This window comes from Euzebyales bacterium, assembly GCA_036374135.1.
In the GTDB taxonomy this organism is placed as follows: domain Bacteria; phylum Actinomycetota; class Nitriliruptoria; order Euzebyales; family JAHELV01; genus JAHELV01.
The window spans coordinates 105,895-120,344 of the sequence record DASUUK010000024.1; the positions used below are offsets into that span (position 1 = coordinate 105,895).

The 14,450-nt window shown below is 71.8% G+C and carries 10 protein-coding genes; 4 read left to right on the forward strand and 6 right to left on the reverse strand.

Annotation, left to right across the window (positions count from 1 at the left end; genetic code table 11):
• Nucleotides 1-6: 6 nt before the first annotated feature.
• Nucleotides 7-1,878, reverse strand: a complete 1,872-nt coding sequence (locus VFZ70_03265) for a DUF2207 domain-containing protein (GenBank protein ID HEX6254809.1) — start codon at nt 1,876-1,878, stop codon at nt 7-9.
• Nucleotides 1,879-2,002: 124 nt separating this feature from the next.
• Entirely contained in the window at nt 2,003-3,592 is a 1,590-nt protein-coding gene (gene guaA, locus VFZ70_03270; GenBank protein ID HEX6254810.1) for a glutamine-hydrolyzing GMP synthase, read from the reverse strand.
• 126 nt (nt 3,593-3,718) lie between these two features.
• Between guaA and VFZ70_03275 the strand changes: the two genes are divergently transcribed.
• Complete coding sequence (locus VFZ70_03275; GenBank protein ID HEX6254811.1) at nt 3,719-4,282, forward strand: macro domain-containing protein; 564 nt, start codon at nt 3,719-3,721, stop codon at nt 4,280-4,282.
• Nucleotides 4,283-4,388: 106 nt separating this feature from the next.
• On the opposite strand, the gene VFZ70_03280 is transcribed toward VFZ70_03275, so the two are convergent.
• Nucleotides 4,389-6,107: a bifunctional sulfate adenylyltransferase/adenylylsulfate kinase gene (locus VFZ70_03280; GenBank protein ID HEX6254812.1), complete on the reverse strand. Its 1,719-nt coding sequence runs from the start codon at nt 6,105-6,107 to the stop codon at nt 4,389-4,391.
• Nucleotides 6,108-6,280: 173 nt separating this feature from the next.
• Between VFZ70_03280 and VFZ70_03285 the strand changes: the two genes are divergently transcribed.
• Both VFZ70_03285 and VFZ70_03290 read left to right on the forward strand, forming a co-directional pair.
• Nucleotides 6,281-7,873 carry an alpha-amylase family glycosyl hydrolase gene (locus tag VFZ70_03285; protein ID HEX6254813.1) on the forward strand — a complete coding sequence of 531 codons (1,593 nt, stop codon included), beginning with the start codon at nt 6,281-6,283 and terminating at the stop codon, nt 7,871-7,873.
• A 3-nt stretch (nt 7,874-7,876) separates the two neighbouring features.
• A complete protein-coding gene (locus tag VFZ70_03290; protein ID HEX6254814.1) occupies nt 7,877-9,160 on the forward strand; it encodes an NYN domain-containing protein in 1,284 nt (427 codons plus the stop codon).
• Nucleotides 9,161-9,236: 76 nt separating this feature from the next.
• On the opposite strand, the gene VFZ70_03295 is transcribed toward VFZ70_03290, so the two are convergent.
• Together VFZ70_03295 and VFZ70_03300 are read right to left on the reverse strand one after the other, a co-directional pair.
• A complete protein-coding gene (locus VFZ70_03295; GenBank protein ID HEX6254815.1) occupies nt 9,237-10,688 on the reverse strand; it encodes a hypothetical protein in 1,452 nt (483 codons plus the stop codon).
• A gap of 79 nt (nt 10,689-10,767) precedes the next feature.
• On the reverse strand, nt 10,768-11,934 hold the full coding sequence (locus tag VFZ70_03300; protein ID HEX6254816.1) for a GuaB3 family IMP dehydrogenase-related protein: 1,167 nt from the start codon (nt 11,932-11,934) through the stop codon (nt 10,768-10,770).
• A gap of 100 nt (nt 11,935-12,034) precedes the next feature.
• On the opposite strand from VFZ70_03300, the gene VFZ70_03305 reads away from it, so the two are divergent.
• The gene (locus VFZ70_03305; protein ID HEX6254817.1) at nt 12,035-12,631 is read left to right on the forward strand and encodes a DUF5319 family protein; all 597 of its coding nucleotides are present in this window, start codon (nt 12,035-12,037) and stop codon (nt 12,629-12,631) included.
• Nucleotides 12,632-12,643: 12 nt separating this feature from the next.
• Here VFZ70_03305 and VFZ70_03310 read toward each other — a convergent pair whose 3' ends face one another.
• A complete protein-coding gene (locus VFZ70_03310; GenBank protein ID HEX6254818.1) occupies nt 12,644-14,443 on the reverse strand; it encodes an SLC13 family permease in 1,800 nt (599 codons plus the stop codon).
• Nucleotides 14,444-14,450: the final 7 nt, after the last annotated feature.

Below are 14,450 nucleotides of genomic sequence, written 5' to 3' on the forward strand. Positions count from 1 at the left end.
CCCCGGTCAGAACCCGCCGCCACCGGAGCCTCCACCACCTCCGCCGCCCCCACCGGAGAACCCACCACCGCCGCCCGCCGACGACGACTGCGGCGACGAGGCGATCGCGCTGGTCGGGATCGCCGCGGCGACCGAGGACAGCCCGCTGTCGAACCCGCCGTACAGGTGGCCGTGGTAGTACATCATCGGGTACCAGCCGCCACCGACCTGTTCGAGCTCCGCCTCCGACAGCTTGGTCTCGAGGTTGCGGGCGACGGTCTCGGCGACGCCCAACGGCACCGCATAGACGAGCCAGTGCCCCCACAGCGCCAGGTACTCCGGTCCGCGCTCGGGGATCAGGCTGTAGTCCGTGAGGTAGGCGCCGAACCGCCGCCACCGGTGCTCGAGGACCCGCCCCTCGGGTGTGCGCCGGCGCATCAACGGGCTCGCCGCGACCGCGCCGATCCCGGAGGCGACCGTCAGGCCGACCACCACGAGGTTCGCGCCGTACAGCGCCGCTGCGATCCCCGCCGCGATCATGGCCAGCCCCAGCGCGATCGATGCGCCGACCCACCCGTGCGACTCGATCCAACGCTGCCCGGCTGTGTCTGCCGCGACCATCGACGTCCACCGTTGCCACCAGGAGTAGGCGTCCTGCCGGTGGTCGTTGACCCACGACTTGAGCTGCGTGTCGCTGACCGTCCGCCCGCCGCGCGCGGCGCGGTCGAACAGCAGCTCCATGACCTCCTGCTCCCATGAGCGCTCGGGCTCCGAGCGGCGCTCGAAGTAGGTCACGGACTCCTCGACGTCGGGCCGCAGCGTGCGGCTGGTCGTGACCATCTCGCGCCGCAGCCGGACGTGCCCGCGACGGGCCAGGTCCAGCACCGTGGCGGTCAGTGCCGTCTCGCCGACCGAGCCCCAGCGCAGCAGGTAGTCGACGTGCGCCGGCGTGTGGTCGCTCGGGAGGTCGTGCTCGTACTCGAGGTCGGCGAGCTCAGGCGGCAGCGCGTACTCGCGCCCGTGGGTGCGGAACAGCTGCCACCATCCGGCACCACCACCGACGAGCAGCAGCCCGACGGCCCCGGTCAGGGCCAGCTTCAACCCGGCGTCGGGATCGCAGTCGTCGGTCGGCTCCTCGCCACGCGCGCGTGCCCGCTCGGCGTTGGCCTGTCGTGCGAGACAGCCCTCCTCGGCGAGGATCTCCTCGCGCACCGCACGGCCGTCGTTGGGCGCGTCGGCCAGCGCGTCCTGCGGCATCAGCACCCGCAGCTCGACGAAGGTGTTGGCCGGCAACTGCTCGACGGCGGTGCGCACGACCCCGGGCTCGGTCTCCTCGACCGTGCCGGTCAGTGGTCCGTGGGCCCAGAACTGCAGGTCCTGCGACGTGGGCAGCTCGACGTCGGCGACGAGGCGCGCCGTCGGCGCATCCCAGCCCTCTCCGACCCACTTCCAGAACAGCTCGGACGAGTCGGCGTGCCGCTCGCCCGCATTCGTGACCGTGTAGTCGAGCGTGACGGTGCGGACCTCGTCGACCGGTGGCGGCTGCCAGCACCACGCGACCTCGAACTGATCCTCGTCGCCGAGCAGCTCGTAGGCTCCGGGCTCACGGGCCCCGTCCGGCGAGCACGAGCCGGCCCGGTACGTGGTGCCACGGTCGTCGCGGATCGCGTTGAGCGTGACCTGCTGCCCGTCGCGCAGGGGCAGCTGGTACAGCTCGCCGTTCCACGACCCGCGGTAGTCGATCGTGCGGCGCTCCACGACGCGCAGCGACCCATCCGAGCGCAGCTGCGCGTCGATGTCGACCTCGTCGTAGGTCTGTGACCGGCTCTGCGCGTCCGCCGCGGGAGCGGCGCCGAGGACCACGCCCGCGAGCAGGCAGACGGCCGCCACCAGCAGCATGACGCGGGATCGTCCGCGCCACGCTCCGGCTTTGCCGTACTGCGGCGACACGAACACCGGGTCCGGGGTGATCGCACGATCCCGCGCCGAGCGCATCCTTGCCAACCGCCGCGTGCTCACACTGTCATTCCCATTCAATTGTGCCAGGTGGCTTGGAGGTGATGTCGTATGCCACACGGTTGACGCCATCGACCTCGCCCACGATGCGGTTCGCGATCCGCTCGAGCACGTCCCAGTCGAGCCGCGCGAAGTCGGCCGTCATGGCGTCCTCGCTGGTGACCGCCCGGACGATGATCGGGTAGCCGTACGTGCGCTCGTCGCCCTGCACGCCGACGGCCCGGACGTCGGGCAGGACCGCGAACGACTGCCACACGTGGTCCGGCGCATCGGTGTCGGAATGGTCACCCGCCCGGCCGGTGGCGGCCCGGTCGAGTCCGGCCCGGCGCAGTTCGTCGAGCACCACATGGTCCGCGGCGCGTACGATCGCGAGTCGCTCCGCCGTGACCTCCCCGATGATGCGCACCGCCAGTCCGGGCCCGGGGAACGGTTGCCGCCACACGATCTCCGGTGGCAGACCCAACTCCCCGCCGACGCGGCGCACCTCGTCCTTGAACAGCCAGCGCAGCGGCTCGACCAGCTCGAACGCCATGTCGTCGGGGAGCCCACCGACGTTGTGGTGGCTCTTGATCGTGGCAGCCGAGCCGGCGCCGGACTCGATGACGTCCGGGTAGAGCGTTCCCTGGACCAGGAACCGGGCGTCGCCGGCGTGGTCGCGGGCGGCCTCCTCGAACACGCGGACGAACTCGGCGCCGATCCGCTTGCGCTTTGCCTCCGGGTCGGTCACGCCGGCGAGCCGCTCGAGGAACCGGTCCGCCGCCTTGACGACCACCAGCCGGCTGTCGCTGTAGGCGCCGAACGCCTCCTCGACCAGGCGGCGCTCGTCGTGGCGCAGCAACCCGTGATCGACGAACACGCATGTCAGCTGATCGCCCACCGCGTCGGCGACGATCGCCGCCGCCACCGCCGAGTCGACACCGCCCGACAGCCCGCACACGAGCCTGGCGCCGCCGACCTGCGCACGGATGGCCTCGACCTGCTCGGCGATCACCGAGTGCGCGGTCCACGTGCGGCGTGCGCCGGTGCGCGCGAGGAACGTGTCGAGCACCACGCCGCCCAACGGCGTGTGGCTCACCTCGGGGTGGTACTGCACGCCGTACAGGCCGCGGTGCGGATCCTCGATCGCCGCGACCGGTGTGTCGTCGGTGTGCGCGATCACGCGGAACCCGTCGGGCGCGCGGGTGACGGCGTCACCGTGGCTCATCCAGACCGTCTGCGCAGCGGGCTGACCGGCCAGCAGGACGCTGTCGGGGTCGGCGCGCAGCGCCGTCCGCCCGTACTCCCCGCGACCCGTGCGCGTCACCTCGCCGCCGAGCGCCTGCGCGAGCAACTGGTGGCCGTAGCAGATGCCCAGGACGGGGATGCCCGCGGTGAACAGGCCCGGATCCACGCGCAGCGCGTTGTCGGCGTAGACCGACGCGGGCCCCCCGGACAGGATGACGCCCGATGGCGCGCGGGCGGTGAGCTCCGCCGCGGAGATGTCGTGCGGCACGATCTCGGAGTAGACGTGCCGCTCCCGCACGCGGCGCGCGATGACGTTGGCGTACTGCGCGCCGAGGTCGATGACGAGGACGGTGTCGTGTCCGGTGGTCGCCACTACGGGGGGCCCTTCCCGCGATCCAGCATTGCCGCTGACTGACAGGGTAGACATGCGACGGGCCGATCCGGGCAGACGGCGCGGTCGGTGTGACGCTCCGGCGAGCATGACACGGCGAGGTGGTCGATGGTGACGGACGACGAGCGCGAGCGGCGGGAGATCGGGGAGGGCGTGCTGCGCGTGGTCCGTGGCGACATCACGTCGCTGCCAGTGGACGCCGTCGTCAACGCCGCCAACGAACACCTGGCGCACGGTGGTGGCGTCGCGGCGGCGCTGTCGCGCGCGGGCGGGCCGCAGGTCCAGCAGGAGTCGGACGCATGGGTGCGCCGGCACGGTCCTCTGGAGCCGGGCACGGCGGCGCTCACGACGGCCGGGCAGCTGCGGGCGGGTTCGCTCGTGCACGTCGTCGGTCCGCGTCACCGGCCCGACCAGGACAACGCGGGACTGCTCACCGCAGCGGTGCGCGCGGCCCTCGACGCCGCCGACGGTCACGGCGCGACCAGCGTCGCGCTGCCAGCGATCTCGGCCGGGATCTTCGGCTATCCACCGGCCGAGGCGACCGCGGTGATCGCCAACGCGTGCGCCACCTGGCTGGCCGAGGGCACGCGCTGCGTCCGCGATGTCGTCCTCGTCGGCTTCGACGACGCGACCGCCGGTCAGTTCGCGGACGCCGTGCAGCAGCTTTCCTGAGACCGCCGGCGCGCCGGCCAGCAGGACGACTGACGGTCGTCGCCCCGAGCAGCGGCGCCGCTGGTCGATCACGACCCACGGCGCCCACACCCGGTACGGGATCCGGTCAGCCTCCGACCAGGTAACCCTCGGCCCGCAGGTACCCGATGATCTCGGCCGCGGCCTCCTCGGCCGAACAGGTCGTGGTGTCGATGACCAGTTCGGCGTCCGTCGGCTCCTCGTACGGGTCGGAGATGCCGGTGAACTCCTTGATGATCCCCTCGCGCGCCTTCGCGTACAGGCCCTTGCGGTCGCGCTGCTCGCAGACCTCGAGCGGGGTCGCGACGTACACGAGGATGAAGCCGCCACCGGCCTCGACCATGTCACGGACGTCCTGGCGCGTCTGGGCGTAGGGCGCGATCGGGGCGCACACCGCGACGCCGCCGTGCTTGGTGGCCTCGGACGCCACGTAGCCGATGCGGCGGATGTTCAGGTTGCGGTGGTCCTTGGAGAAGCCGAGCTCGGACGACAGGTGCTTGCGCACCAGGTCGCCATCGAGGAACGTGATCGAGCGGCCACCGATCTCCAGCAGCTTGCTCTGCAGCACGTTGGCGATCGTCGACTTGCCCGACCCCGACAGCCCTGTGAAGAAGACGGTGAAGCCCTGCTTGTCCCGCGGCGGGTGCGTCCGGCGCAGCTCCTCGGCGACGCCGGGGAACGTGAACCACTCGGGGATCGCCTCGCCGGTCTGCAGCATCTCGCGCAGCTGCGTGCCCGAGATCGACGCGGTCTCAGTGCCCTCGGGCACCTCGTCGATCGGCGCGTACCGCTGCTCACCGGGCAGGTACACCATCAGCCGGAACGGCACCATCTCGATGCCCAGCTCCTCGGTGTACGCTCGCAGCAGTTCCTGGGCGTCGTAGGGCCCGTAGAACGGCGTGCCGCTCGAGTCACTGCCGGGACCCGCGTGGTCGCGACCCACGATCAGGTGGGTGCAGCCGAAGTTCTTGCGGATGATCGCGTGCCACAGCGCCTCGCGGGGGCCGCCCATGCGCATTGCCAGCGGCAGCAGCGAGAGGTCCGCCATGTGCTCGGGGTAGGTCTCGAGCAGCGCCTCGTAGCACCGCACACGGGTGTAGTGGTCGACGTCACCGGGCTTGGTCATGCCGACCACGGGGTGGATCAACAGCGCGGCGTCGGCGTCCTTCGCCGCGCGCAGGGTCAGCTCCTGGTGCGCGCGGTGCATCGGGTTGCGGGTCTGGAACGCGACGACACGGTCCCATCCACGGTCCGCGAAGCGCTCGCGCAGCTGCGCCGGCGTCATCCGCCGGTCCGTGAAGTCGTAGTGCAGCGGGCGCTGCACACTCTCGATCGTCCCACCGACGTACCACGGGTGCGAGCGGCGCAGCAGGTGATCGACGCCCGGGTGCTCGGTGTTGGAGGTCCCGAAGACCGCCTCGGCCTCGGCCGCGCGGTCCGCCTGGTACACGTCGGCGACGTGCAGCACGGCGAGCATGACGCCCTCGGCGTCGCGCAGCGCCAGCGCCGAGCCCTCCGACAGCGCCTCGGCAGTCTCGGCATCGACGTCGAGCGTGATCGGCATCGGCCACAGGGTGCCGTCGGGCAGGCGCATGTCGGTGCACACGCTGGCGTGCTCGCGCTCGGTCATGAACCCGCGCAGCGGTGAGAACCCGCCGTCGAGCAGCAGCTCGAGGTCACACAGCTGACGTGGGGTCAGATCCCAGGACGGCCAGTCCTTGGCCTGCTGGCGCAGTTCGAGCGCTCGTGCGTCGTCGACGAGCAGGTTCACGAGCGTGCCGCCGTGCGGCGGGTTCAGGGCAGTCACGATGAAAGGCTCCCGCAAAAAGGTAGAGATCTACAAAAGAGTCGTGATCGCAACGATCCTAGCGAACTGGCGGCGGATCGCCGCCCGGCCGCGCGTCGGGTCGGACGGTTCGGACCTGGCCCGCCGGTCAACGCTGGCAGCGGGAGCTCATCCACCGACGAGAGGACCGTGCCGTGAGCGGGCCGCAGTGGTGGCGCGATGCCGTGCTGTACCAGATCTACCCACGCAGCTGGGCGGACGGCAATGGTGACGGCATTGGTGACCTGCCCGGCATCACCGCGCGGCTCGACCACCTGGCCTGGCTCGGCGTCGACGGGCTGTGGCTGTCGCCGATCTACCCGTCGCCGATGGCCGACTTCGGCTACGACGTCGCCGACCACACCGACGTCCACCCCGACTTCGGCACGCTGGCCGACCTCGACGCGCTGGTCGCCGCCGCACACGAGCGCGACCTGCGGGTCATCCTCGACTTCGTACCGAACCACACGTCGGATGGGCACGCGTGGTTCCGGGCGTCGCGATCGTCCCGGGACGACCCGCGCCGCGACTGGTACGTCTGGCGTGACCCGGCGCCGGACGGAGGGCCGCCGAACAACTGGATGAGCCGGTTCGGTGGCGGTCCCGCCTGGACGTTCGACGAGCCGACCGGACAGTGGTACCTGCACACGTTCCTGCCGGAGCAGCCGGACCTGAACTGGCGGAACCCCGAGGTGCGCCGGGCGATGTGCGACGTCCTGCGCTTCTGGATGCGCCGCGGCGTCGACGGGTTCCGCGTCGACGTCGCGCACCGCATCGTCAAGGACGAGCGGCTGCGCGACAACCCGCCGGACCCCGACCACCGCGACGGCATGCCCGGGTACCGCCGCGTCACCGAGCACTACTCGCGCAACTGGCACGAGGTCCACGAGATCCACCGGCTGCTGCGGCGCACGGTCGAGGAGTTCGACGATCCGCCACGGCTGCTCGCGGGTGAGGTCAACCTGGACCCGCCCGAGCTCGTCGCCTACTACGGCGACGACGACGAGCTGCACCTGCCGCTGAACTTCCACACCATCGTCGATCTGTCGTGGACCGCCACCGACCTGGCCGGGCTGGTCGACGACGTCGAGGACACCACTCCGGCGTTCGCCTGGCCGTCGTGGATCCTGTCGAACCACGACAAGTCCCGGTTCCCGACCAGGACCGGTCGGCGCTTCGCGCGCCAGGCGCTCGTGTTCCTGCTGACGGCGCGCGGCACGGCGGTGCTGTACTACGGCGACGAGCTCGCGATGGGCGACGCCGACGTGCCGCCGGACCGCATGCAGGATCCGTGGGGCCGCCACGTACCCGACGAGAGCCGCGATCCCGAGCGCACGCCCATGCCGTGGGATGGCTCGCCCAACGCCGGGTTCTGCCCGCCGGACGTCACGCCGTGGCTGCCGCTGACCGACGACGCGATGACGCGCAACGTGGACGCGCAGTGCGACGACCCCGCGTCCGAGCTGCACCTGGTGCGCGACCTGCTGTCGCTGCGGCGTGCGCGATCGTCGTTGCGCACGGGCGCGTACGAGCGGCTCCACGTCGACGACACCGTGTTCGCCTACGTGCGGCGCGACGGTGACGAGCACACCGTGGTCGCCATGTCGTTCGCCGACGCGCCCCGCACGCTGACGCTCGGCGGCCAGCACGACGTGCTGCGCTCGACCGACGCCGACCGGACCGGCAGCGTCGGCGGCGAGCTTTGGCTGGGCCCGTGCGAAGCGGTGGTCCTGGCGGCGGGCGACTGACCGATGGACACCGGCGGATCCGCCGACGCAGACGACGGGCGGACGCGTACGTGGGTGATCGACGCCTTGAACGTGGTCGGGACGCGACCGGACGGCTGGTGGCGGGACCGGTCCGGTGCGGTTGCCCGGATCGTCGACGAGATCGTCCGGTGGCGCGCGACGATCAACGACGACGTGCTGGTCGTCGTCGACGGCCACCCCTCGGGACGGGTCCGCGAGGGCATGTGGTACGGCGTGAAGGTCCGGCTCACCCACACCAGCCGACCCGACGCGGCTGACGACGAGATCGCCACGACCGTGGCCGCCGCGACCGATCCCACCGCCATGGTGGTCGTGACTGCGGACCGACGGCTGCGGGCACGCGTGGAGGCCTGCGGCGCTGCGGTCGAGGGCCCGCGCCGGTTCCTCACACGCCTCGCGGACGTTGCGGTCCGTCGCGAGGACCGGGTGGTGCTCGCCCACTTCGGCGTCGACGAGTCGGCGCTGCTCGGGCGCGGTGGAGAGGCACGGGTGTACGGGCTCGACGACGAGCGGGTGGTGCGCCTGTCACACCCGGGGACCGATCTCGCCATGCTCCGCCAGCGGCGACGCCTGCTCGACGACCTCGCCGGCGGCGACATCGGCGTCGCGCTCCCCAGGGTCCTCGAGCAGCACGTCATCGCGGGCCGCGGCGTCAGCGTGGAACGGCGCCTGCCGGGTCGCGACGCCCTGGACGTGCTCGATGCGGACGGCACCGACCGGGCCGCGCTGGTGCGCGACCACCTGGAGGTGGCCCGCCGCATCGCCACACTGCCGTGCCCCCTGCGCCGGTTCGGGCCGATCATCGGCGACGCGCCGACGGCGGAGACGTTCCGCGCGTGGTCGGTCGCGCGCCTGGGCGCCCGACTGGCGCGGGGCGGGCCGGCGTTCGCCGGGATCGATCCGGTGGCCGTGACCGACGACCTGCTCGCCGTCCTGCCGCCCGCGGACCGCCCGGTCGTGGCCCACCTCGACGCGTTCCTCGGCAACATGCTCGCCGACGGCGATCGGATCAGTGCCGTGCTGGACTTCGGCGGCCTGACCGCCGGAGCCATCGCCGATCTCGACCCGCTGCTCGCAGTCGCCTACCTGGCGCCCGAGATCACACCGACCGCGGTCGACGCCGACCGCGCGACCGCGCGGGCGTGGGTCGCTGACGTCGGCCTCGACCGTGCCGTGGTCGCCGCACGGCGCTGGGCCGCCACCATGTGGGCCGGCGAACCTGACGACCAGCCCCTCAGGCAGTGGTGCCGCCGCGTGCTGAGCTGACGCGTGGGCGACTCGTGCCGTACGGCGCGGCGGTCGTCAGCCGACGAGGTCGCGGGCGGGGCGCGCAGGCCGGTCGTCAGCCGACGAGGTCGCGGGCGCGGGCGCGCAGGCGGTCGAGGTGCCCATCGTCCGATGTCGCGCGCTCGTGCAGCCTCGACGTCCGCTCCGCCAGGTCGGCGTCCTGGAACGACCACGCGAGCTCGCGCACCTGATCCAGGCGCTCGCGTGCCGCAGCGGGCGTCCTCTCATCGGCGCGGATGGGGCGCGCCGCGCCCCAGTCGACGTGCACCAGGCCCTCGCCGGTCACCACGAAGTTGGCCGCGTGCCAGTCCGGGTTGTCGATCCCCAGCTCCTCGCACGCCAGGTGGTGCACGAGCATCTGGTCGTAGCGGTCGGCCGTCAGCTCCGCCGGACGCTCGACCGCCAGCTCCGCCAGCGTCGGCCCCTGCTCGAACGGCTCGACGGTGAGCCCGAGCGCCGTCGAGAAGCGCACGTCGCGTCCGAATGCGGCATTGAGGCGTTCGACCGCAGTCGATCCGACCACCTGCGCGATGTCCGCCCGCGCCGTCACCATGCGGCCCTCGCCCGTCGCGCGCGGCCAGTTCTCCGGCGAGCCCTCGTGGGTGCGGACGCCCAGGTCGATCTCGTGCTCGGGTTCCGGTGCGGGCTGCTTGACGACGACGCCCAGGCCCTCGGCGAGCAGGATCGTGCTGCGGCGGTGCCGACCCATGATGTACTCGCCCTTGAGCAACAGCTCGACGCCGAGCTCGTCGGCGTGACGACGCTGCAGGTCGCGTGCCGCGCGCTCGTCGGCCACGCGGTCCTCCGCGGCGGCGGACCGGCGCGACAGCTCCAGGCGATACAGCTGTTCGATCAGTTCGTCGTGGGCGAGCATGGGGTGCAGCGATCCGCCGAGGGGTCCGTCACCGCGCACCGCGGCCACGAGATCGTCGATCAGGCTGTCGCGCCCGTCCGCCCTGGCAGCGCGGAGCGCCCCTGCCGACGCGCGCAGCGTCGCCACGCCGTCGGGCAGCTCCTGCGCCAGCCGGCCGGAGACCAGGACGGGATCGACGAGCGCGGAAGCGATCGTGTCGCCGTAGTCGACCAGCGTCTCGCCGGCACGCAGGACGGGATCGTCGTCATGCCCGTCGCCGGCGATGCCCATCGCGTCGAACCACAGCGGGGCCCAGCCGCCCAGGTTCCGTTCGAGGAACCGATCGTCGTCATCGAGGAAGTCGCGCGGCACCAGCCGGTCGGTCCGACTGAAGCCGACGTGCGCCATGGCGTCGTCGGTCGCGAGCACGGTCCGCACCGCCACGTCAGGCTCGTCGTCGAGCGCCATGAGCTCGGCCAGCCATCCGGCGCGCACCGCGGCCGGCGGACGCTGCTCGATCACTGCGATCGGTGCGCCCCGGGCGGGCACCCGCCAGTCGCGGATGAACCCGCTGACGTCCGGGCGGCTCAACGGCACCGCGACGAGTGCGAAGTGGAGGCGCGGCAGATCGGGTGTCGGAGATCTGTCGGTCATCTCACCACTGACCATGCAGCGAAGGGCTCCCGGCCGTCAGGAGCGCAGCCGGCCGCGGCTGCGCGGTCACGCTACCCGCTCAGCGGCGCCCCATGCCGACGCCCTGCTGGCGCTGGTAGTGCTTGCCCTCGGTCTGCAACGACGGCGCGACCAGCACCTCGGCACGCTGGAACTCCTTGATGCTGGCATACCCGCACGTCGCCATCGACGTCCGCAGGGCGCCGAACAGGTTGAGCGTGCCGTCGTTCTGCACCGCCGGTCCCTCCAGGATCTCGCGGAGCGACCCGATCGCCCCCACCGCGACCCGCGCGCCACGCGGCAGGTCGGGGTGGAACGTCGCCATGCCCCAGTGGAAGCCGCGCCCGGGCGCCTCCGTCGCACGCGCCAGCGGCGAACCCAGCATCACGGCGTCGGCGCCGCACGCAACCGCCTTCGCCACGTCACCGCCGGTGCGCATGCCGCCGTCCGCGATGATCTGGACGTAGCGGCCGGTCTCCTCGAGGTGCCGGACCCGCGCGCCGGCGGCGTCGGCGATCGCCGTCGCCTGCGGCACGCCGACGCCGAGCACACCGCGCGTCGTGCACGCGTTGCCGGGACCGACGCCGACGAGGATGCCCGCGGCACCGGTGCGTGCCAGATGCAACGCGCTCGCATACGACGCGCACCCGCCCACGATCACCGGGATGTCGTACCGCGCGATGAACTCCTTGAGGTTCAGCGGCTCCTCGCGGCTCGACACGTGCTCGGCCGACACGACCGTGCCCTGGATGACCAGGATGTCCAGCCCCGCCGCCAGCGCGATGTCGTGGTACTGCTCCACACGCTGCGGCGTCAGGGACGCCGCCGCGACGATCCCGCCTCCCTTGAGCTCACCGACCCGCTGACCGATCAGGTCGGCATCGATCGGCTGCTTGTAGATCTCCTGCATCCGCGCCGTCGCGACCGTCGTGTCGAGCTCGGCGATCTCCGCGAGCAACGGCTCGGGATCGGCGTACCGGGTCCACAGACCCTCGAGGTTGAGGACGCCCAGGCCGCCGATGCGCCCCAGTTCGATGACGCTGCGCGGCGAGGACACCCCGTCCATCGCAGCGCCGAGCAGCGGGAGGGCGAACTCGTAGGCGTCGATCTGCCAGCTGACGTCCACATCGTGCGGGTCGCGGGTACGGCGCGACGGCACGATGGCGATGTCATCGAAGCCGTAGGCCTGCCGCCCGCTCTTGCCGATGCCGATCTCGATCTCGGCCACGCGCAGTTCCTTCGTGACGTTGGCGGTGCAGGTGTCCACAACCACAAGTACGGCGGTACCACCGGTGGCGGGGGAACGTACGGTGGAGTGTAGCGTCTGGATGACCGCCACCTCTCACGCCGGCGACGAAGGAAACGGCCTCGCGATGAGCGACGAGTACGACGACTACGAAGACGTGCCGCAACCCCGACTGGGACGTCAGGAGGCCGCGCTCATCAGGCGCGACCTGGACGATCTGGCCGCGTTCCGTCACACGTTCGAGCCCGAGGGGTTCAAGGGCGTGAGCCTGTTCTGCGTCGACTGCGCCGAGGAGCACTACTACGAGTGGCAGATGCTCGAGCACAACCTCGAGGAACTGCTCAAGTCGGGGGAGACGCCGGTCCATGAGCCCGCCTTCGATCCCAAGCCGGACGAGTACGTGAACTGGGAGTACGCACAGGGCTACCTCGACGGACTGGCCGATGGCGGGATGCCCGCGCTGCCGACACAGAAGACCGCCACCGGTGGATGCCCGTTCTGCGGCGCCCAACTCCCCGAGCAATCCGAGCACCTGGTGTTCTGCCCGCTGTGCGGCACGCACCTGGGACCGGCGAGGATCGCGCGGGCGCTGCTCGACCGGGGGTGGTCGGTCGAGGACGTCAGCGACCTGCTGCGTGGTGCGCGCATCCCCCCGATGCAGGGCCTGGCCGAGGACTGATCCGGCGCGGGTTCACGCCATCATCTGGACGAGGCCGACCGTCGTGGCCAGCACCAGGATCGTCAACGGAAATCCCAGGCGCGGGTAGTCGCCGAAGCGGTAGCCGCCGAGGCCGTAGACGATCGTGTTGGTCTGGTAGCCGATCGGTGTGAGGAACGATGCGCTGGCCGCCACCGCGACCGCGATCGCGAACGCCCGCACGTCGGCACCGACGGCGCCCGCCGTGGTGACCGCGATGGGGAACATCAGCACCGCGGCCGCGTTGTTCGTGATCATCTCGGTCAGGACCACCGTGGCGATGACGATCCCGAGCAGCGCACCGACGGCACCGAACGGCGCGAACGCCGACAACAGCAGATCGGCGGCCGTCTGGGCCAGACCGGTGCTCTCCATCGCCGCACCGAGCCCGAACGCGGCCCCGATGACCAGGATCACGTTCAGATCGACCGCCTCGCGCGCCTCGCGCAGCGTCATGATCGGACGGCCGTCGCCGAGCGGCCGTGGCCAGGGGGCCACGAGCGCCAGCACCGCCAGCAGCGCGGCGTTGAGGATGTCGACGACGCCGGACCCGGCGACCACGACGAGCAGCGCGGTGATCGCCAACACACGCGGACCGTTGCGGGTCCGTGTGGGTGCGGTGCCGCCGAGGCGGGCGACCACGAGGAAATCTCCCGACTCCCGCCACTTCTGACGGAACTCCGTGTCGGCCAGCAGGAGCAGCGTGTCGCCTGCCCGCAACTGGAGGTCACCGAGCTTGGCGTCGACGCGTTGGCCGGCGCGGTGCACGGCCAGCACGGCCGCGTCGTAGCGACTGCGGAACCCGACCTCCTTCAGCGTCGAGCCGGCTAGCAGCGACTCGGGTCCGAGCACCACTTCGAAGAACGCCTGGCGGGTCTCGTCGATGCCGTACAAGTGGTGCTGCTCGGTCGAGGACAGGCCGCGGATGCGCTGCAGGTCGACGACCAGGTCGACGTTGCCCGCGAAGCTCAGCACGTCGCCCGCCTGGAGCACCTCACCCGGTCCCACGGGGGCGATGACGTGTCCGGTCCGCTCGATGCGGACGAGGAACACGCCCTGCAGGGCGCGCAGCCCGGCCTCCTCGACTGACAGCCCGACGAGGGGACCGTCGTCGGACACCTGCATGTCGACACTGAACTCGCGCACCTGCTCCTTGAGGTCGACGCGCTGCGCGTCGCGCGTCCGCAGCAACCAGGGCGCGGTCAGGATCATCAGCGCGAGGCCGCCGAGGGCGACGGGCAGCCCGACGGGGGTGATCTCGAACAGCCCGAGCGGTGCCAGGCCCCGCTGGACGAGCAGGCCCGAGACGACCAGGTTGGTCGACGTGCCGATCGACGTCACGACACCGCCGAGGATCGCGGCGAACGACAGCGGCATCAGCAGGGGCGACGCCGATCGTCCCCGTTGCTCGGCCCACGCGGCGACCTGGGGCGCCGTCATCGCGACGATCGGCGTGTTGTTGAGGAACGCCGACGCGCCGGCGACCGGCACCAGCAGCCGGGTGAGCACCGAACGCGTCGAGCGTTCCGACTCGCCCGACCCCAGCAACCGGGACAGGACGGGATCCAGCGCGCCGGTGATGTCGACCGCGCCGGCCAACACGTACAGGGCCGCGACCGTCAAGGGGGCGGGGTTGGCGAACCCGGCGAACGCGGTCTCGGCGTCGAGCACGCCGGTGAGGACGAGTGAGAACGCACCACCGAGCAGCACCACGGCGGGCGAGAGCTTGTCGCGCACCAGCAGCGCGAGGCTCACGGCGACCACCGCGAGCGTCAACCATGCATCAACGGTCATAATCATC

Coding starts and splice junctions, on each gene's coding strand:
- VFZ70_03295 (HEX6254815.1), bottom strand. CDS start 10,688: ATGACCGACAGATCTCCGACACCCGATCTGCCGCGCCTCCACTTCGCA.
- VFZ70_03290 (HEX6254814.1), top strand. CDS start 7,877: ATGGACACCGGCGGATCCGCCGACGCAGACGACGGGCGGACGCGTACG.
- VFZ70_03305 (HEX6254817.1), top strand. CDS start 12,035: ATGACCGCCACCTCTCACGCCGGCGACGAAGGAAACGGCCTCGCGATG.
- VFZ70_03310 (HEX6254818.1), bottom strand. CDS start 14,443: ATGACCGTTGATGCATGGTTGACGCTCGCGGTGGTCGCCGTGAGCCTC.
- VFZ70_03275 (HEX6254811.1), top strand. CDS start 3,719: ATGGTGACGGACGACGAGCGCGAGCGGCGGGAGATCGGGGAGGGCGTG.
- VFZ70_03265 (HEX6254809.1), bottom strand. CDS start 1,878: ATGCTGCTGGTGGCGGCCGTCTGCCTGCTCGCGGGCGTGGTCCTCGGC.